The sequence below is a fragment of the Solwaraspora sp. WMMD406 genome, assembly GCF_029626025.1.
GTDB lineage: Bacteria > Actinomycetota > Actinomycetes > Mycobacteriales > Micromonosporaceae > Micromonospora_E.
The window spans coordinates 4,486,888-4,506,229 of record NZ_JARUBF010000001.1; the positions used below are offsets into that span (position 1 = coordinate 4,486,888).

A 19,342-nucleotide genomic window follows, 5' to 3' on the forward strand; every position below is an offset into this window, starting at 1 on the left:
TTCGCCGGCAGATCTTCGTCGAGTGCCTGACTTTCACCGTAATCGTGCGGCGAGGTTACGCCACCTTTACCGGGCCATGGTGAGGGATGCGTCACCCCATTCAGCAGTGCAAACCCGCCATAAAGGTCGTAACGTGCGGTCACCTTGCATGGCTGCCACTACAGCGGGCCTGGCCTCGCCACTTACAGTCGGCGCAACTCGGTTCCGCCGGCGGCGACCTCGAACAGCTCCAGATCGTTGGATCCCGGCCGGAACAGGGACTCGTCGTCGATCAGGGCGGCGAACCGTCGCCCGCTGGCGTCCGGCGCCAGCGCCGGCACCACCGCGGCGATCCGACCATTGACCGCGACCGCGATCGGCGCGCCGGTCCGCACCGAGGCCGGCAACCGGCCGTACGGCAGCAACGGCAGGTCACCACTGTCCGGATCGACGTCGGCGAAATCCTCGATGGTGGCCACCTCGGCACGTACGCCGGAGTCGACCACCGACAGCCCGCCGACGGACCTACCCACCAGCTCCGGATGGACGGCGGCCGGCACCGGCGGGCCGGCCCGACCATCGATCAGCGCTGCGAAGGTGTCCGGTCCGGGTACGCTCACCGCCTCCCCTGGTACGTCCCGGAACTCCTTGTCCACCCGGTCGCGCGGTGGGCACGCCGCGCACCGACCATCGACCGGGAAGGGCAGCCGTACGCCCGCGTGGTCGGCGATGGTCGGCAACAGGTCGACGTGTTCCCAGTTCTGGTCGTCGACACGTCCCGCACGCTGTCCCGGCTCCTTGACGAAGGTGGGCACCCAGAGCACCTCGGCGGGAGCGGCCCGTACCGCGCCCATCCCCCGGCCCTGCTCGCCGAGCGTGAAGCTCACGCCATGGTCAGCGGTGACCACCAGCAACGCGTCGTCGTACTGTCCGCTGGCGCGCAACGCCGCCAGGGTCCGGCCGATCAGACCGTCGGTGTAGCCGAGCTGGGCGAGGTGGCGCTGCCGGGCCAGGTCCACCCAGCCAGCGCCCTCGTTCGGCAGATCACCCGGATCCGCGTACCGCACTCCGGACGGCAGGTAGGTCCACGGGGCATGCGGCATCAACAGATGCAGGAAATGCAGGGTCGGCGCGTCGTCCGGGACGGACAGGTCGTCGATGAACTCGGCGAACCTCGCCGGTTGGTTGTCGTCGAGGGTGTGAAAGCGGAACTTGGGGTCGGTGGGTCCGGACGCGGCCGGGCTGGCACCAGGCTCCGGGACGCCGACGGGATCGGCCCCGGCCGCCGATCCGGCGAGACCGGTGTCGCGGCGGGTCGGCTCGCGGAAGCTGGCCGTCGGATCGTCCTGACTGTCCACCGGAGACATGATCTGCCCGAGCAGGGTACCGGTCTCCTTGAACAGCACCGACCATCCACTGCCGCCGATGCCAGTGTCGGTGACGCAGACCTCCGGCGGACACAGTTCGGTGATGCTCTCCTGCGCCCTGATTTGATAGGCACCGCCGAGTGCGGTGAACAGATTGTCGGGATGTCGGGAGTAGTGCGGCGCCACCGACTCCTGGGGATAGCGTCCGGTGAGCATCGCCGGCAGGGCGTACGGGGTCCAGCCACTGACCGCCGTCGAGTTGCGGTACCAGGTGGAGCCGGCGGCCAACTCGGCGAAGTGCGGGTAGCGGTCCGCGTCGATCCGACCATCCGGGCCGAGCAACGACACCAGTGGCAGTTCGTCGAGGATCAACACCACCACCGGTGGATGGTCGGCCGTGGCGGCCTCGGCGGTCCCGGGTCCGGCGCTGTCCGGTCCGGTGGCCAGCACCACCGCCGATGCGGGTGAGGCGAACACGAACAACGCCACGAAGACCACCGGACCGACGGCCGCGAGTCGCAGAAGCTGACTCAAGGGGGACCATCGGCGCAACGCCCAGGTGACGCCGCCACCGACCAGCACCGCCGGTACGATCAGCGCCAGCCCGCGCAGGGGCAGCAGGTGTTTGCCGATCTGCACCGCCAGGGCGATCATCAGCACGGCGACCGTGGCCAGGTGGGTGATCTCGCGCGCCCGATCGCCAGCCAGCCGGGCGAGCAGCCCCGGCACCCAGCAGACCAGCGGCGGTACGATCGTGTAGAACGCCACCAGCAGCACGATCTCGGCGGTCGCCGCATCGTGGAACAGGAAGAAGTCGGGACTTCGGCCCATCACGTCGAGCAACGGCGCGACGACGACCAGCCCACAGAGCGCGACGATCTCGACGAGCCGGCGCAGTTCCGCCGTCCAACCGCCGACCGCCGACGGCGCGCCGACGACCGGCGTCGGCGCGCCGTCGCCCGCCGAGGCCGCGGCGTCAGGCACGACGCGGTGTCCCGACGTACAGGGTCCGCGTGCCGGAAGGCAGCTCCTCCCGCCGGGTGATCTCGCAGCGCTCGGTCAGCAACCGCTCGAATTCCGGCCGGTGGTAGTCGGCGAACAGGCCGGCCGGCTTGTTCGCCAGCAATTGGCGCGCCATCGGATCATCCGGATGCACGAACTCGACGATCAGCTGCCCCGCCCCCGGCCCGGGTGCGGTGGGCAGCAGCGCCAGCAGCCAGTCCAGGATTCGCGGCAGCGGCACGTTTCGGCCGATGGCCAGGTGGTGGATGACCGCCAGCGCCAGGACCGTGTCGGCTCGGGCTCGGGTGCCGAACGGCGCGCGCTCGGTGCCGGCCCAGCCACCACCGGATGACGGGTCGGCCAGGTCCATCAGGATCGGCAGGATCCGATTTTGTCGTGCACCGCGCAGATCGCGGTAGAGCGTGTCGACCACGGCGGGGTCGCTCTCCACCGCGACCACGTACCGGGCGTGTCGGGCGGCGAGCCGGGAGTAGGTGCCGTCGTTGGCGCCGAGGTCGAAGACCAGGCCCGGCCGGCTGCTGGCCAGCTCGGCGTCGACGAACGCGGTCTTGGCGTCCCGGTCGGCCGGCGAGTAGGTGCAGGTCTGCTGGTAGTTCACCCAGTGGCTGCGGGCAGGCGCCCAATCGAGGCGGTCGACCAGCTTGGCGACCGCGCGGACGGTGGCCTGCACCAGTTCACGGGAGAAGCCGGCGTCGCGAATCTCGGCGCGCACCGCACCGGTGGTGGCGCTGGCGTTGCGGGCCTGCATGGCGTCGTGCAGATGCACGTGCTTGAGCACCCCGGCCCGTAGCCGCCGGGTACCGCTGAACAGCCGACGCATCTGCCCCGACTCGATGCCGTCGATGCGTGCCCGTAGCCAGGGCTGGAAATCGAGGTCGAGATGTGCCTGGAGCAGCAGTGGGTAGAGCATGGTCTGGCAGAACTGCCGATATCCGGCCCAGGGCTCACCGTCGCCTCCGGGTTGGAACGACCCGACGTCGATGAAGACCGGCTCAGCGCCCCGCCACTGCAGGTTGTAGGCCGAGCCGTCCCGCATGGTGACCCCGTCGGCCAGCGCCGCCTGCAGGATCTCCAGATGCAGGCGGGCGGCGTCGCGCAGCATGGCGAAGGACCACTCGTACGGATAGCTCACGAACGGTACGCGTTCGTGCCGCAGCACGGTGGTCCAGCGGCCGGCGGCCTCCGGCAGATCGGTCAGGTCGGCGGTCTCGGTGCCGATGACCTTGCCGGCCGCGATCAGCGGTGGCAGGAACGCGCCGCCGCTGATCGTTTGCCAGTCCTCGGCCGCTTGCGGATCCATGCCGCGCAGAACCTGGTCCCCGACGTAGAAGACCTGGTTGGCCGGGTCTCGGAAGGAGCCGGGTTCGGGGCGTGCCGTCGAGAGGGGAGTCTCGGAGATCATCGAACCGGAGTCACTCAGTCTTTCTTGGTGGGCTGCTTGCGGAACCGACTGACCAGCCTGCGCCAGTAGAGCTTGGTGGCGACGACCATGCCGGCCGCACCAGCCACCACTGCCTGGACGATCAGACTGCCGGAACCGGCATCCAGGTAGGCCAGGTCCATCCGCCGGCCACCTCCCAACTGTGTTCGGACTCGCAACGACAGGTACGGCCGCGCTGGCGGGCTGCCGCGCGGCGACGGTCGAGTCGCCGCAGAGTCACCCCTTGTTGGCCCCTACGCCAACCCGCCGTCAACAGACGTACACCACACCCTACGCCGTCAACCTCACCGGTACCGCCAGCCCCACCACTCGCGGCGGGACGCGGTCGACGAAGTGCGGCCTGATTCACGGCGCCGTGGGCGTTTCGCCCGATTCGTCACGAGCGGTGACCTGGCCACCGATCGACCCTGACGGCCATCAGCAGGAGATGTAACGGTTCCGCAACGGCCTCGTTCCGTTCACCTTCACCCCGGCGGCGACACTCGCCGATCATCACACCGACATCAGGTGGTCATCATCCGCACGACTCGCGGGTCGGACCGGATCAGCCCGGGTCGGCGAGCACCGCCGGCAGGTCTCCCGAATACAGCACGCCGAGTCGCGCCGTCGCCCGGGTCAACGCCACGTACAGATCGTTGTGACCGCGCGGCGACTCGGCGAGGATCCGTGCTGGGTCCACCACCAGCACCGAGTCGAACTCCAGCCCTTTGGCCTGCGCGACGGTCAACACCACAACCGTCGCCGTCAGGTCGGGTTGGTCGCCGAGCGCGACCTCTGCCACCGACTCGTCGACCGCCGCGCCGAGCTCGGCAGCCGTCCCCGCCGGCACGATCACACCGAGGCGGCCTCCGCCCACCTCGGGCAGCTCCTGACGCACCAGCTCCACCAGCCGACCGGCCAACCGACCGCCGTCGTCGACCCGCTCCCACCGGGGCGCGACACCGGATTCCCGGACCGCGACCGGCACGGCCGCAGTCGGGTCGATCGCCGCCAGCACCCGGGCCGCGACCGTCAGGATCTCGGCTGGTGTCCGATAACTCACCGCCAGCTCGGCGAGGCGCCACCGGTCGGCGACGTACGGCGCCAACAGCTCCGACCAGGACGCCGCCCCCGCCAGCGTGCCGGTCTGCGCGACATCGCCGACGATGGTCATCGACCGACTCGGGCAACGCCGCATCAACAGCCGCCACGCCATGGCCGAGAGTTCCTGCGCCTCGTCGACCACCACGTGCCCGAACGCCCAGCGACGATCCGCCGCCGCCCGTTCCGCCGCCGTACGGTGGTCCGTCTCCTGCTGGCGGGAGGCCAACGCCGCCGCGTCCACCACGTCCGTCGCGCCGAGGATCTCCGGCTCCGCCTCGTCTTCGACATCGATGGACTCCGACCCACGCAGCACGTCGAGCGCCTCCTCGGCGTATGCCAACCGCCGCTGGCGTTGCTGCTCCGTCCGGGCCCGCTGCGCGCTCTCGTCGACCCCGAGCAGTTCGGCTGCCTCGTCGAGCAACGCGACGTCGGCCGGGGTCCAGCCGCCGCCGGGGGCGCGCCACAACAGGTCGTGTTCGCTCGGATCGAGGTGGCCTGTCGCGGCGGCGGCCAGCCGCTCGGTGCTGGCGTAGAGATCACTGAGTAACCGCTGCGGGGTGAGCACCGGCCAGTACCGGTCCAGCGCCGTCTGGACAGCCGGGTCGGCTCGCAGTTCCCGGCGGATGTCGGCCAGGTCGGCATCGGCCAGCACCTGGGGGTCACCCGGAGCGTCGTCGCCACCGAGTGGGTCGTCCGCGTACGGGTCGACGTCGATCTCCTCGGCGATCTGGGCGGCCAGGGCGTGCACGACCTCGGTGTCGAACAGCGGACGTGCCAGGTTGTGCAGTCGACCCGACCGGCGGGTGTGCTCCCGGGCGTCGAGACAGATCTGCGGGGTGAGGCGCAGGACATGCCCGTCGACATCGATCAGTACGGTGTCGGACGGCACCTCCTGCCGGTCCCGTACCGCCGCCGCGATGACGTCGGCCATCACAGCGCGACCCTTGATCTCGGCCACCGGTGCCGACTCCGCCCGTCGGGCGGTCACGCCCGGGAAAAGGTCTCCCGGGGTGCGCAGCAACACGCCGGTCTCGGCCAGTGAGGGCAGTACCTGAGCGATGTACCGCAGGAACGTCGCGTTCGGACCCACGACCAGCACGCCTCGGCTGGACAGTTCCCGGCGGTGGGTGTACAGCAGATACGCGGCGCGGTGCAGCGCGACAGCCGTCTTGCCGGTGCCAGGTCCGCCCTGCACGACCAGCACGCCGTCGACTGGTGCCCGGATGACCTCGTCCTGCTCGGCCTGGATGGTCTGGACGATGTCCTTCATGCGGCCGGTCCGCCCGGCCGTGATCGCCGCGAGGAGCGCGGCCTCACCGGTCAACAGGCTGCCGGGCTGGTCTCGGGCGAGTTCGATGTCGAGCAACTCGTCGTCGATCGCGGTGACCGTACGCAGCCGGCTACGGATGTGGCGGCGCCGCCGGACCCCGTCCGGCGCGGCGGCGGTGGCGAGGTAGAAGGGACGGGCGGCCGGCGCCCGCCAGTCGATCAGCAAGGGCTCGTAGTCGCCTTCGTCATCGAACAGACCGATTCGACCGATGTAGCGGTTGGTGCCGTCGATCAGATCGAGCCGTCCGAAACACAGACCGTTGTCCACCGCGTCGTACAGGGCGATCCGGTCGCCGTGCAGCGCGACCGCGCTTTCCCGTTCCGAACGGGCCTGCGGCGTACCCCCGGTTTGTCGTAGCGCCGTGGCCAGGCGCTGCTGTGCCTGGGTCCGCAAGGCGTCCAACCGGCCGTGCAGCATCGTGACGTACCGCTGCTCACGGGTGAGTTCGGCGGCTCGGTCCGCGTCGTCGATGCCTTCCCGGCTGGACGTACCCACCGCACTTGACAAGTGTGCCCCCTGATTAGTACGTTGCCCGACGTAGGCACCTCAGTAGAGGTGTCCATTTTGTCTTGGTCGTTCGCCCATGGCACGCCATGGAGCGCCAACCATAACGCGCGGATCGGCCTTGCGCATATCTCCTCGCGCGGGCGTCTCCTCGCGCGGACGCGGCGCGTCCGGCAAAGGCCCACTGCCCGGCATCCACCCCACCGGCCGGCACCGCCGCGATCCGTCGAGATCGCCGTCGTTGAGCCGTCCTTGAGCCGTCGTTGAGCCGTCGTTGAGCCGTCGAGATCGCCGTCGTTGAGCCGTCTCACCGGCCGCACGGCCGGATTCGAGATCGTTTCAGCACTGGTCCGGGGGGTACGCACCGCACGCCACGACGCGGGTGAGGGGGCCATGATGGGCGAGGCGGACACCTGGAACCACCGGGCTGCGGCGACCGCGCGAGGCGGTCGGGTCCAGACCGACGACGGCGCGTTCTCCAGCCGGCTCTCGTCGCCGCTCGCCCCACCTGGCAGTGGGCTCACCCCGGAGCACCTGCTGGCGGCGGCGTTCGCGACATGTCTGCATCACGCCGCCGCGGAAGCGGCCACCGAGATCACCAACGAGCCGCACACGGTCGAGGTCCACGCCGAGACCCGGCTGCGCCGTGACCCCGACGGGCGCTACCGGGCCGAGGTACGGGCCAGTGTCTCCTCCTGCGGGCTGTCGCCGGACCAGTTGTCGGCGCTGGTGAACCGCGCCGATCAGCTCTGGCCGTTCTCCAGCTCCGGTGACGTACGGCACGCGCTGCACGTGGTGGCGGGCCGCGTCGAGGAGAACCAGCCGCAGGCTCAGCTGAGCTGACCCAGGTTCGCGGGTCACCGTCGGAACCCCGCGAAGACCGCCCGATGGTCGCTGGCCGGGGTCCGGACCACCCCGGCGGCGGTAGCGGTGAACCCACGGTAGAGCACATGATCCGGCCGGGTCACCGGCAGTGGTGCCGGCCAGGTGAACCCAGGGCCACTCCCGGCGTCGGCCTGGGCGTCGCGGAGCAGATCGGTCAACGGGGTGATCACCCGGTCGGTGGTGGCCGTGTTGAAGTCACCCACCACGATCAGACGATCGGCCCGTTCCTGGCGCAGTGTGGCGGCGAGAGTGGCGACGGTCCGGTCCCTCAGCACGGTGTCACCAGCTCGGGCCGAGCCGAGATGCACGACGTAGACCACGATGTCGCCGGTGGGTCCGGCGACCACGGCTCGTAACGCCCGGGTCCAGTCGAGCCCGGTGTCCACGCCGACCGCCTGCTGGATCGGCCACCGACTCCACAGGGCGACGGTGGAGAGCACGACACGGTGTGGATACCGTGGAGCCAACGCGGCGGCGATCGGCCGATGGCCGTGTTCGGAGATCTCCTGCAGAGCGATCAGGTCCGGATCCGCGTCGAGCAACACGTTCACGGTGGCAGCCGGGTCCGGATTCCCGGCCCGCACGTTCTGGCTGATCACCGTCAACTCGGCCGGGCCGTCGGCGGGCCCAGGCAACCAGACGATCCCGAAAGACGCGGTCCAGACGACCGTCGGCACCAGCACCGAGCCCAAGGCGGGAGCGGACCGACGCAGCAGCGCCACCGCGACCAACGGCATGATCCCCAGGCCGAGGAAGGGAATGACGCTGTCCAACAGACTGCCGAGGCCACGAACGTTGGGGACGAACTGGTGACCGGCGAGCAGGCCCGCCAGCAGCAGCGCGACGGCACTGGTACGGGCACCTCGGCGATGGGTGGGACGGGCCGCCGCGTCACCGACGGCAACGTCGATCTTGTGGGTGGTCACCGCGTACATGGTAGCGGCCGGCCGGAAGGGCGCTCCACAACGGACCGACGCCGCGCGGCGCGGTGGTGTCGACTCGGTCAGCCGGAGCTGACCCGGCGTAGCCGGGGCATCCGCACGACGTTCGCCCCGGAATGCAGGCTCGGCGCCAGCGTTCCCGCGACCCCGTCACGTCCCTTACGGAGGGTGTCGAGCACATCGGTCAGACCGGCCGCCCCGGGCCAGAACAGCCGGCCCTGGCCGGCGGTGCAGCCCATCTCCCACAGCAGCCGGCGTTGGCCCGTCGTGGCCACGCCGGTGGCCACCACCAGATTCGCCAGATCACGTCCGAGTCCGACAAGCGAAGGAAGCGCGGCCGGCGAGTTTCCCGAAGCCGCCAGCGCCGGATGGTCGATCTTGACCAGGTGGACCGGGATCCGCAGGAGCGCCGCGAGCGAGACGTCGGAGGTGCCGAATCCGGCGAAGGCGATCCGGACTCCGTCGTCGTGCAGCTGGTCGAGGGCCCTGGTGGCCAGGTCCGGACAGTTCGCCCCGCCGGTCTCGGTGAGCTCGATGATCAGCTGGTCGGCGGCGATTCGATGAGCCGCCAGCCGCTGCCGGATCTCGGTGGGGAACGCCGGGTCGAGCAGGCTCCGCGCGGAGACGCAGACCGACACCGGAAGGCGGAATCCGGCGTCCTGCCAGACCCGCGCCGCCGCCAGCGACCGGTCGACCATGCTCCGGGTGAACTCGGCGAGCAGTCCGGACCGCTCGACCAACGCCAGCATCCCGGTGGCCGGCTGGTCACCGAGCTCCGGCTGACCCCACCGGACGACCGCGTCGACGCCCAGTGCCGCCCCACTACCGAGATCGACGATCGGCGCGAAGCCGATGTCGAACCGGTGTTCGCTGACCGCACCGGGAAGTTCACCCCGCAGCGCCAACCGGTGTGGATCAGCGGTGTCCCGGCTGCGGTCGTACCGGGCCAACGCCCGTCCGGCATCCTTGGCCTGGTACATCGCCACGTCGGCCCGGCGCAGCATCTCCTCGGTACTCGAGCTGCCGTTGGCGGTGGCGAGACCCGCGCTGGCCCGCAGGCTCACCCGGATCCCGTCGAGGTCCATCGGATCGCGCAGCACCTCGAGGATCTGGCGGGCGTCGTGTTCGGCCCGAGCCGGCGCGGAGTGCCCGTCGAGGATGACAGCGAACTCGTCGCCGCCCAGCCGGGCCACCAGGCCGTCACCCGCCGCCCCGCGTAGCCGGTTCGCCACCTCGATCAGGACCTGGTCACCGGCGGAATGGCCGAGGGTGTCGTTGACCTCCTTGAAGTGGTCGAGATCGATGAGCAACAACGCCGTACTGGGCAGACTCCGCCGGTCGGCCAGTGCCGCCCCGAGGCGGTCGCGCAGGTGGCGGCGGTTGGCGAGGCCGGTCAGCGGGTCGTGGGTCGCGTCATGTTCGTGGCGGGCGGCGAGTTCGGTGGCCTGCGCGTACGCGATCGCGTTGCGGATCGCCGTGGTGAGCGCCGCGCCGAAGGTGCGCAGCGTGTACCGCTCCCGGTCGGACAGCCCGGCGGTCGGCAGGACCAACCGCAGCACACCCGGACCGGTCGGTTCCGGTCCGATGGCGCCAAGCGGCACCGTGACGGGTTCACCAGCGGAGGGTGGGCCGCCGGCTCCGGCCGGGCCGTCGTACCGTAGGCCGTGCTCATCGCCCCGGATCAACCGGCGTTGCCCGGCGTACTGGAACTCGATCTCGACCAGCCGCGCGGAGAACAGCCGGGCCGCTCCGTCGATCGCGGTCCGCAGCACCACGTCGAGGTCGACGGTGTTGAGCGCGTCGGTGGTTTCGGCCAGCTGCCGCCAGGCCGAGCGCTCCTCGCCGAGGTGCAGCCGCCGCCGATATCCGGAGTGCAGCAGCAAGACCGCGAGCGGGGTGGCCACCAGCAGTCTCGCGTCGATGGCGGTCACCAGCACCGTGGCCAACGCCAACACCAGGGTCGCGGCCTTGACGCCGGCGCGAACGCGGGCACCCCGCTGGACCACTCGCCGCCAGGGGGTCCGGTCGGCCAGCGCGACGACCGGCACCGGTACGGTCTCGTCGACCACGGCGTAGACGAGTGCGGCGGCGCACAGCGCCACCACCGTGGTCGGCCAGGAGTCGGCGAGATGTCCGGTGGAACCGAGTACCGGGGTCAGCCCGATCCAGCCGGCGGTGAGCGCCGCGGCGAGTGCGGCGATGGACTCCTTGGCGGCGGCGAAGGCGACCTTCGCGGGCGCGGAACCGACGACCGACCGACCGACGCCCACTCCGACAGCGGTGCAGACGACCACCCAGTGTGTCGGCAGCACGGCCACCGACACCAGCACCGCCGCGCTGGTCGAGGAGATGCCCTGAGGGGTACGGGTACGGATGGGCACGGTGCACCCGCTGGCCACGGCGACCAGGCTGGCCAGCACCACCGGGTAGTAGAGGGCCGGACGGCTGGGTGGTGCCTCGATCCCGGACACCGCCCATGCCACCGTCACCAGGCCACAACAGACGATCAGACCGACGATCGGCGCCAGCCGCCGGTCCATCCCGTCGCTACGCACCGTAGCTCTCGCCTCGCTTCCTGGCCGAACAGAACCATCTACATAAGCCTCGCGTCAGCGTCTCATAACTCACCGTCCATAGAACAGGTCCGGAGTCACAGCCAATCGTTGTCACGCATCTCGCCACCTCCTCCGATCTACTCGATGCAGTGGAAGGATAAGCAACGTAAGTACCGGTTGGTATAGCTAAATGTCTTTTGCCCCACTAATCGACTATTATTGCTAAATGAGCGCAGAGCGCCTTTAGGAACCCACGGGACCACATCGGATACTCCGCGACACCACTTTCCAAAGTGATCAGTGCACAACGGATGAATCCGAGACGAACCCGGACGACACCTCGGCCGTCAAGGCACGATCGGAACCCCACCCATCACCACGAACTCCGCGCCCGACGGGCGAACCATCACCCTCGCGCCACTGACCAGAGCGCTCGCCGACCCGCACGCAGGAAGGCACCCGCCCGAGGGAAATCACGAAGAGTCTCGACATAAACACTGAGGGTTCTCATCACGCCGGCAACGGACACTCCGCGAGCGGCGAGTACGTCGCGTGTCCACCGCATCGACTCGGTGAAAAGCTGCTCGTCGTCCACATAGACGGCGGCGGCCAGGAAGTCGACGATATGCCCGAGGTCGGCGACGGTCGCGTCCCATTGGGCAACCGTGTAGTCGGCGACGCTCGGTTGCCTGCGCCGCAGGTCGTCCAACCCCAGATCGATGATCTCGGCCCGTCGACTGATGAGTCCGACGTACTCCTCGCCGCCGAGCGAGCCGGTCCCGGTGCCCGGCCCGGAGAGCGCGTCCCCACCCTCGGCCAGCAGATCGGCGGCCCGGCGGGCGTCCGACGCCCAGACCACCCCGAGCTTGCGGGCCCACCGCCCGTCCGGACCGAACCCACGCCCACCCACCAGGATCGGCACGTCCGCGCGGCGGCACGACTCGATCATCCGGTGTGCTTGGGGAAGTCGCATCGGCAGCGCGCAGGCCAACGCGAGCGCGGACGCGTCATGACGATGCAGGTACCCCATCAGGTGCACGGCCGGCACGCTGGCCCCCAGAAAGGTGACCTGCCAACCGCGCAGCCGTAGCACTTCGGCGACCAGCCGGGGTGGCAGGGCATGCCACTCGCCGTCCATGCAGGCCACGATCACCCGGCCCCGGTACGGCCGTGGTGCCGACCTGGTGGTGACGGCGGAGACCACCAGCTCACTGATGTGGGTCGCGGCGTGTTCCTGAGCGACCGACCACTCGTTGCTCTGCCACCAGCGGCCCACCTGGACCTGCGCCGGTACGATCAGCTCCAACAGGACCGATTCCGCCGCGACCCCGGTGGTGAGCAGTTCGTCGGCGAGTTCCAGCGCACCGATCTCGTCCGCCGCCGCCAGACAGGACAGAAAGGCTGGATAGGCGCTAGCCAGGTCTAAGGTGGACGGGGCCGCCACTACCGGCCTGCCTCCGGTTTCGCCGGGCCCGAACCGCCTACCGGGTTCGCCTGGGAGGGACCGGTACCGGTGATCGTGTCGGGCACCGCGTGCAGGTGCCGACCGCGTGCCCTCGATGACGGCCGATCGGCACGGACCGCGAACACGGCGATGTCGTCGTGTTCGCGACCCGCCAGCCAGTCACCGGCCAGCTGTTCGACCCGCTCGGCGAGCGCCGGGGCCGGCATCCGGTGACAGCCGCGCAGGGCGTGGACGAGCCGGCTGAGCCCGTACTGCTCGTCGCCGTAGCGACCGCCCCGGGCCTCGGTGACGCCATCGCTGTAGAGCAGGCAGGTCTCCCCCGCCGCGAGATGCACGGCGACCTGACCGATCCGGGGATCCGGCACCACCCCGATCAGCATCCCGCTCAACGGCACCGGCTCGACCGTGCCGTCGGCGCGCAGCACAAGCGGCGGTAGATGGCCGCCGCCGGCGAGGGTCACGGTCACCCCGCCGTCGCGCCCCGGCTCGGCAACCCCGAGCACCATCGTCGCGAACCGGCCTTGACCGTGTGCCTGGGTGGTCTCCAACACCGACTCGTTGAGCAGCCGCAGCAGCTGCCTCGGGTCGGTCTCGACGTTACGCAGTGCCTGCAGGCCCTGCCGCACCTGGCCGGTGAAGACGGCCGCCTCGACTCCCTTGCCGGAGACGTCGCCGAGGAAGAACAGCGTGTTGCCGTCCGAGAGGTCGAAGGCACCGTAGAAGTCGCCGCCGATCCGCAACGACGACTGCGCCGGCCGGTACGCCGTACCCCATTGCAGCCCGGCGACCGGCGTGGGAGCGGTGGGCAGCAGGCTCGCCTGCAGAGTCTCGGCGATCTCGGACTGATGCCGGAAGAGCACCGCCGCGTCCAGCGCCGAACCGGCCCGGGCGGCGAAGCCTCGGAGCAGGTGATCGTCGGCGTCGTCGTACTCCGCCGGACGAGATCGTACGACGACCAGCACCCCGGTCGGACGGGCACTGCCGGGCAGCCCGGTGATCCGCGGCAACGCCTCACCGGCCTGCGCCTCGGTCAGCCAGCCGACATCGACCAACTGTTCGGCGAGCCAGTCGACCGACGTGGGCTCGACCCCCGCCAATGCTTCCGTGAACGCTGGTGGCAGTTCGGCCATCGGCACCATTCCGCCGTCGACCTCGGGCCTGGTGCCCGCTGCCCCACCGCGCGCCCGCCACCACTGCGCCCGACCTCGGCGCGGAGCCAGGACCAGTATCGCCACCTCGCCCAGTGTCGGCACCGCGAGCCGGACCGCCGCACGGGCGGCGCGGTCCTCGTGCAAGGGGTTGCCGAGTTGCTGACTGGCGGTGGCCAGGAACATCCATCGCGCCCGTTCCGCGAGCAACGCGTCGGATCGGGCAGTCGAGTCGGTGGCGTCGTCGACGTACCAGCCGATCCGGTCCGGGCCGAGGGTCACCCGACGCAGCCGCAGCCGGTGCCCCCGGTGACTCAGCTCCGCCGGGGTGACCTCGGCGGCCATCGCGGCGGCCAGTCCGGGGATGCCGCTGGCCGCGACCACCTGGTCGGACGCGAGTTCGGGCAGCAGCCGGCGAGCGGTCGCGTCAACGTGTCGGACCACGCCGGCACCGTCACAGACGACCAGGCCCTCCCGGAAGTTGTCGATCACCGCCTGATCGACGATCGCCGGCTGGCGAAGCAGATCAGCCGGCGCGCACCGTACCCCGGCGGCGGGCAGGCCCGCACCGGAAGCCGTCGATGCCGTCGGCTCTGGTGCCCGGACCGACCCGTCACCCGAATCGCAATTCGTGACGTCGGCGGCGCTCACCAGCCAGACCCACTCCTCACGTTCATCGACACGACCGCCGGCATCATGGTCACCGGGGTCACTACTCGTGCTCCACCCTACGCGGGTCACCGGCGACCGCCACCGGAGCGCAAAGCAACTACTCTCAGTTGAGATAACCAGGACACACGGCGATCGGCGCGCCATGGATCACCCGCCCGCCGCGCGAACCATCGCCACCGGGATTAGCCTGGTATGGGCCGGACCACGGAATCCCACCCGCCCGACACCGACGAGGGCGAGCGTCCGGTATCAGGCACAGGGTCCTGTTATCAGGCAGAAAGGCAGAATCGGTGATTCCTGACGGCCGGAACGCCACAGCGACACCCCTGGCGATGACTGTCGACACGACTACCGACGGTCAACCGGTGCTCCGGCTCTCCGGCGACCTCGACTTCCAGACGGCCACGACCCTGCGCGAGCAGATCGATCGACTGATGACGCGGCCACCGACCCGACTCGTACTCTCGTTCGCCGGGCTGCGCTTCATCGACAGCACCGGCTTGGCGGTTCTGGTGCACGCCTGGCGGCTGGCACATCCCCTCGGCACCCGGATCGAACTCAGCGAGGTTCCCGCGTTCCTTGCCAGCGTGCTGGACATCACCGGCGTTGGTGAACTGGTGAACCGACCGGCGGCCGCTGTCGACGACGACGCCAGCACCGCCTGACGGCGGCGATGCCAGCGACTGGCCCCAGTGAGACCAGCCGGCGGTCGGAGACTGAAGACGCCGACCGCCGACCGTTGGCTGAGGAGACGCCCCCGGCAGGAACCGCGGTCAGCCGGCCGCGACAGCGGGCAGCAACTGCTGACTCGACCGATCGGCCGCGTCGGCCACCTCACTGGGCGACAGCGGCATCGCACGCTTCCACCGGTGGTAGATCCGCTCGTATCGGGCGGCCATCAGATCCGGCGAGAAGGAATCCCGGACGTGGTCGGCGCAGACCGTCGGGTCGATCCCGCTCGCCTGCCGAATCCCGTCGGGAAGTTCCCTGGGATCCGTACAGATGATGCCGGTCTCACCATGGCGGACCACCTCGGGTACGGCGCCCCGATTGAGCGCGACCACCGGAGTACCGCACGCCATCGCCTCCAGCATCACCATCCCGAAGGGCTCCTCCCAGCGGATCGGCATGAGTAGGCAGCGCGCCTCGGCCAACAGACCCCAACAGCGCTGGCGGTCGGGATTGACCAACAGTTCCACGTCCGGGCCGAGCATCGGACGGACGACCTCATCGAGGTAGCGCTGCTCCGACGGCTCGGTCGCCTTGCCCGCCAGGACCAACCGCGAACCCGCCTCGCGGCAGGCTTCGATCGCCAGGTCCGGACCCTTGTCCGCCGCGAACCGGCCCAACCAGAGCACCGGTCCGTCGGTGGGTGCCGGTTTAGCCGACACGTCGGTCGACAGCCCGTTGTGCACCGTTGCCGTCCAGGGCAGACCTGCCCCGACCCGGCGCTGGGCGTAGGAAATGGACACCAGGGCGACAGCACGGTCGATCCCGCGCAGATACTCGCCAAGTTCGCCGTCGGGTGAGTTGTGCACGGTCACCACGGTCGGTACCCGGCGTTGCGCCGCGGCCAACGGGCCCACCGTGGTGTGGTCGTGCACCACGTCGAAGCTGCGATCCTCGATCAGCCGGTCCACCCGGGCCAGGTGCACCAGTTCGGGTAGCGAGTGGCCGAGCCGGTCGGCCTGCGGCTCCCGGACGGTGCTCACGAAGTTCGCGGCGGTGCCGGTCTTGCTGCCCGCGCCGAACAGGGTCACTTCGTTGCCTCGGGCGACCAGGGCGTCGACAAGCGCGGCGCACACCTGTTCGACGCCCCCGTACCCGGGTGGAGGCAGTTCGTAGTACGGCGGGACGATCATGGCGATCCGCAATGCCGTGTGGTGCTCGGTGTGCGTGGACGGGATCTCGTTCACGGCGCACCCCCTGCGCTCAGCCCGGCGCTACGGCCGGATGGCATCGGTTACCCGGCTACCGACGGATAAAAACGGATATATCTGGGAGTAAGCCGAAGCGAGCCGGACTGTGGAACGCACGGCCGCAGGACCCGGCCGCCCGTGGGTGGGCCGCCAGCTCGCCCGGTCCAGGCGATGTGCGGCGTTAGATCCGGCCGGCTCGGGGAACGCCACCGCGACACACACGCACCGCTCGCCACCTGGCGGTCGGTCCGACGAGGGGGTGGCCGATGCGCACAGCCGGACAGGACACCATGGCGGACCAGCGCGGCACGCCGCGACCCGACAGCCTGACCGGCACCGAGGCGCTCCCCCTACTCGCGTCCAAGATCACCCAACCCGACCCGCCGACCGGTCTGGTGGACCGTCCCCGGCTCCTCGCCCGGCTGGACGCCGGCGTCCACACGCCGATCACGCTGCTGGTGGCACCGGCGGGTTGGGGCAAGACGACGCTGCTCACGACCTGGTTCGCCCAACACCGGACGGCGACGGCGATCACGGCCTGGCTGACCCTCGAGCCCGGTGACGACGCCGACCGGTTCTGGACCTACCTGCACGCGGCGATCACGGACGAGATCTCGCGCCGGCTACCGGACCACCCTGCCGTGCCGCGACCGGGAGCGGCCGGCACCGGCGACTACCTGCCCAGGTTCGCGGCGGCGATCGCCGCGCTACCGGAGCCGGCTGTCGTCGTACTCGACGACTTTCACACCGTGACCGACCCTCGGGTGACCGGTGGGCTGGAGTTCCTCCTCCGGCACTGCCGAGGCCGGCTCCGCTTGGTGATCTCCGGTCGAACCGAACCGGCGCTGGCTCTGCATCGCTGGCGACTGGCCGGTGAACTGACCGAGCTGCGCAGCGGCGACCTCGCGCTGACCATCGCCGAGAGCGCCACACTCGTCACCGAGCAGGGCGGCGGTCTGTCGAACGAGCGGATCCGCGAACTCCACACACAGGCCGAGGGGTGGCCGGCCGGGGTACGGCTGGCCGCGCTGGCACATCGCCAGGTCGAGGAAGCCGCCGCAGCTCGGCAGGGGGGCGACGGCCCCGGTATCGGCCTGGTCGAGTACCTCAACGCCGAGGTCGTCGCCGGGCAGTCCCCGGCGGTTCGGGAAACGTTGATCCGTACCGCCCTGCTGGACCGGATGTGCGGCGATCTCGCCGACGCGCTCACCGGCCGACACGATGGCGACGAGCATCTCGCCGCGGCGGTCCGCGAAACGGCCGGTTTCGTCGTCCGGGAAACCCCCGGCGCGGTCGTCCGTGACGCGGCGGGCATGGCCGTCGACACCGCCACCGGCACCGTCTGGTACCGGTGTCACCAGATGCTCGGCGACGTGTTGTACGCAGAGCTCCTCCGGCGACAGCCGGACGGACTCGTAGACCTGCACCGGCGGGCCTTCGACTGGTACCGAACGCACGAGCGCCCGGTGGCCGCGCTCCGCCACGCCATGGCCCTGGCCGGAACGGGGGCGACGGACTGGCAAGTGCCCGCCGCACTCGCCGACGCCCATTGGCCGGAGCTGCTGCTGTGCGGCCACGAGGACGCCGGCCGCACCGCTGTGCCGACGGCGGTGACGTCCGACGATCCGGCGCTACGGTTGGCCGTCGTCGTCGACCGCCTGGAGACGGCAGGTCGCCTGGAGACGGCAGGTCACATCGTGGCACCGCCCGACGGACCGGGATCCGACGATCATCCGGCGTCGACGGCGCTGCACCTGGTGACGGCGCTGGCCCGGGGCGACTTCTCCGACGCGGTGACGTACGCGGGCCGGTTGCTGGCGATGACGGGACCAGCGACGACGGCCAACCGGCGGGGACACCGGGTCGCCCTGGTCGCGCGAGGTGCCGCCCAGCTCGGACTCGGCGACCTGGCCCGAGCCGAACAGTCCCTGATCGCCGCACGCGCCGACGACGGCCCCCACCGCTGCCCGGTCCGCCTGGCCACCGGGCTGCTCGCTCTGATACACGCGTGGCGCGGTGACGTGACCCAGGCACAGCGGACCGGCCAACAGGCGCTCGCGCTGCCGAGTTGCGCCGGCCGCCGGTGCGCCGGCCACTCGGCCGCGGCCCACCTGGCGTTCGCGCTGGTCGCGCTGCACCGCGACGACCTGACCGACGCCGCTCGGCACCTGGACCAGGTGCTCATGCTGGCGGTCCCCGGCGCGGACGCCGCCGTCGGTCGGTTGGCCGCCGTGGTCCGGGCCCAGGTCGACCTCGCCCACGGGGAGTACGCCGTCGCGACCTCGGTGCCGGACCAGCAACCGCCGCCCCCGCACGACCACCTGGAGTACGCCCGCCTGGTCATCGTGGCCGAGGCACGGATGGCCTGTGGCGACCTGGGCGGCGCCCGCGCGCTGCTGACCATGCTCACCGGCGGTCGACGCCATGCCGACCCGGTTCCGCGTGCACGCGGCACGATCGCGCTGGCCCGGTTGCACCTACTCAGCGGGCAGCCAGCGGCAGCGCTCAGCAGCGTCCCCGACTGGTCGCCGCAGGCGACCCACCAGTTGAGCACAGTGGACCGGATCGACGCCGGGCTGGTCGCGGCCGTGGCCACCCGCGCGCTGGGCGACCACCGGCGGGCCAGGGAACTGCTGGAGCGGGTACTCGACCTGGCGGAGCCGGACGGGCACCGGCGGGTGTTCCACCACGGCGGGTCACCCGTACGGGACCTGCTGGTGGACCATCTCGACTCCGGCACCCGGCACCGGGGGCTGGTCAACGATCTCGTGGACACCGCCGGCCGGCGGCACGCCGATCGGCATCGGCCGACCCCGACGCTGGCGGAGCCGTTGACCGACCGGGAACTCACGGTGCTGCGGTACCTGCAGAGCACCCTGTCCAACGGGGAGATCGCCGCCGAGCTGTTCCTGTCGGTCAACACCGTCAAGACTCATGTCCGCAACATCTACCAGAAGCTCGGCGCACCACGGCGGCGCGATGCGGTGCGTCGGGCCCGCGAACTGCGTCTTCTGTAGCACCCACCAGTGA

Annotated in this window: 12 protein-coding genes; 3 read left to right on the plus strand and 9 right to left on the minus strand. The window is 70.6% G+C overall.

Translation table 11 applies throughout. From position 1 onward, the window contains the following. Positions 1-182 precede the first annotated feature (182 nt). The 4 genes from O7632_RS19630 to O7632_RS19645 all read right to left on the minus strand — a co-directional run bounded on the left by O7632_RS19630 (position 183) and on the right by O7632_RS19645 (position 6,640). Positions 183-2,330, minus strand: a complete 2,148-nt coding sequence (locus O7632_RS19630) for a sulfatase-like hydrolase/transferase (RefSeq protein WP_278116334.1) — start codon at positions 2,328-2,330, stop codon at positions 183-185. Next, positions 2,323-3,771 carry a class I SAM-dependent methyltransferase gene (locus tag O7632_RS19635; RefSeq protein ID WP_278116336.1) on the minus strand — a complete coding sequence of 483 codons (1,449 nt, stop codon included), beginning with the start codon at positions 3,769-3,771 and terminating at the stop codon, positions 2,323-2,325. Before O7632_RS19635 ends, O7632_RS19630 begins: the two co-directional genes overlap by 8 nt. Positions 3,772-3,785: 14 nt before the next feature. After that, on the minus strand, positions 3,786-3,932 hold the full coding sequence (locus O7632_RS19640; protein WP_278116338.1) for a hypothetical protein: 147 nt from the start codon (positions 3,930-3,932) through the stop codon (positions 3,786-3,788). Positions 3,933-4,354: 422 nt separating this feature from the next. Next, a complete protein-coding gene (locus O7632_RS19645) occupies positions 4,355-6,640 on the minus strand; it encodes an ATP-binding domain-containing protein (RefSeq protein WP_278120207.1) in 2,286 nt (761 codons plus the stop codon). A 483-nt stretch (positions 6,641-7,123) separates the two neighbouring features. Here O7632_RS19645 and O7632_RS19650 point away from each other — a divergent pair, with 483 nt between their 5' ends. Further along, positions 7,124-7,570 carry an OsmC family protein gene (locus O7632_RS19650; RefSeq protein ID WP_278116340.1) on the plus strand — a complete coding sequence of 149 codons (447 nt, stop codon included), beginning with the start codon at positions 7,124-7,126 and terminating at the stop codon, positions 7,568-7,570. A gap of 14 nt (positions 7,571-7,584) precedes the next feature. Here the strand turns inward: O7632_RS19650 and O7632_RS19655 are convergent, their stop codons facing one another. From O7632_RS19655 to O7632_RS19670, 4 genes are all read right to left on the minus strand, one after another. Further along, the gene (locus tag O7632_RS19655; RefSeq protein ID WP_278116341.1) at positions 7,585-8,538 is read right to left on the minus strand and encodes an endonuclease/exonuclease/phosphatase family protein; all 954 of its coding nucleotides are present in this window, start codon (positions 8,536-8,538) and stop codon (positions 7,585-7,587) included. 77 nt (positions 8,539-8,615) lie between these two features. Then, entirely contained in the window at positions 8,616-11,108 is a 2,493-nt protein-coding gene (locus tag O7632_RS19660; RefSeq protein WP_278116343.1) for an EAL domain-containing protein, read from the minus strand. A 406-nt stretch (positions 11,109-11,514) separates the two neighbouring features. After that, positions 11,515-12,552 carry a cobalamin-dependent protein gene (locus tag O7632_RS19665; RefSeq protein ID WP_278116345.1) on the minus strand — a complete coding sequence of 346 codons (1,038 nt, stop codon included), beginning with the start codon at positions 12,550-12,552 and terminating at the stop codon, positions 11,515-11,517. Then, the gene (locus tag O7632_RS19670; RefSeq protein WP_278116347.1) at positions 12,552-14,372 is read right to left on the minus strand and encodes a PP2C family protein-serine/threonine phosphatase; all 1,821 of its coding nucleotides are present in this window, start codon (positions 14,370-14,372) and stop codon (positions 12,552-12,554) included. The genes O7632_RS19665 and O7632_RS19670 overlap by 1 nt, the downstream gene beginning before the upstream one ends. Positions 14,373-14,725: 353 nt before the next feature. Between O7632_RS19670 and O7632_RS19675 the strand changes: the two genes are divergently transcribed. Beyond that, positions 14,726-15,058, plus strand: coding sequence for an STAS domain-containing protein (locus O7632_RS19675; RefSeq protein ID WP_278116349.1), 333 nt, complete (start codon positions 14,726-14,728; stop codon positions 15,056-15,058). A gap of 108 nt (positions 15,059-15,166) precedes the next feature. Here the strand turns inward: O7632_RS19675 and O7632_RS19680 are convergent, their stop codons facing one another. Continuing rightward, entirely contained in the window at positions 15,167-16,255 is a 1,089-nt protein-coding gene (locus tag O7632_RS19680; protein WP_347403635.1) for a glycosyltransferase family 4 protein, read from the minus strand. Positions 16,256-16,578: 323 nt separating this feature from the next. On the opposite strand from O7632_RS19680, the gene O7632_RS19685 reads away from it, so the two are divergent. After that, positions 16,579-19,329, plus strand: coding sequence for a LuxR C-terminal-related transcriptional regulator (locus O7632_RS19685; protein WP_278116353.1), 2,751 nt, complete (start codon positions 16,579-16,581; stop codon positions 19,327-19,329). Positions 19,330-19,342: the final 13 nt, after the last annotated feature.

What these genes read in the sequence shown, in the direction of transcription:
- O7632_RS19635 (WP_278116336.1), bottom strand. Translation starts at nt 3,771, where the DNA reads ATGATCTCCGAGACTCCCCTCTCGACGGCACGCCCCGAACCCGGCTCC.
- O7632_RS19640 (WP_278116338.1), bottom strand. Translation starts at nt 3,932, where the DNA reads ATGGACCTGGCCTACCTGGATGCCGGTTCCGGCAGTCTGATCGTCCAG.
- O7632_RS19645 (WP_278120207.1), bottom strand. Translation starts at nt 6,640, where the DNA reads ATGCTGCACGGCCGGTTGGACGCCTTGCGGACCCAGGCACAGCAGCGC.
- O7632_RS19650 (WP_278116340.1), top strand. Translation starts at nt 7,124, where the DNA reads ATGGGCGAGGCGGACACCTGGAACCACCGGGCTGCGGCGACCGCGCGA.
- O7632_RS19675 (WP_278116349.1), top strand. Translation starts at nt 14,726, where the DNA reads ATGACTGTCGACACGACTACCGACGGTCAACCGGTGCTCCGGCTCTCC.
- O7632_RS19680 (WP_347403635.1), bottom strand. Translation starts at nt 16,255, where the DNA reads ATGATCGTCCCGCCGTACTACGAACTGCCTCCACCCGGGTACGGGGGC.
- O7632_RS19685 (WP_278116353.1), top strand. Translation starts at nt 16,579, where the DNA reads ATGCGCACAGCCGGACAGGACACCATGGCGGACCAGCGCGGCACGCCG.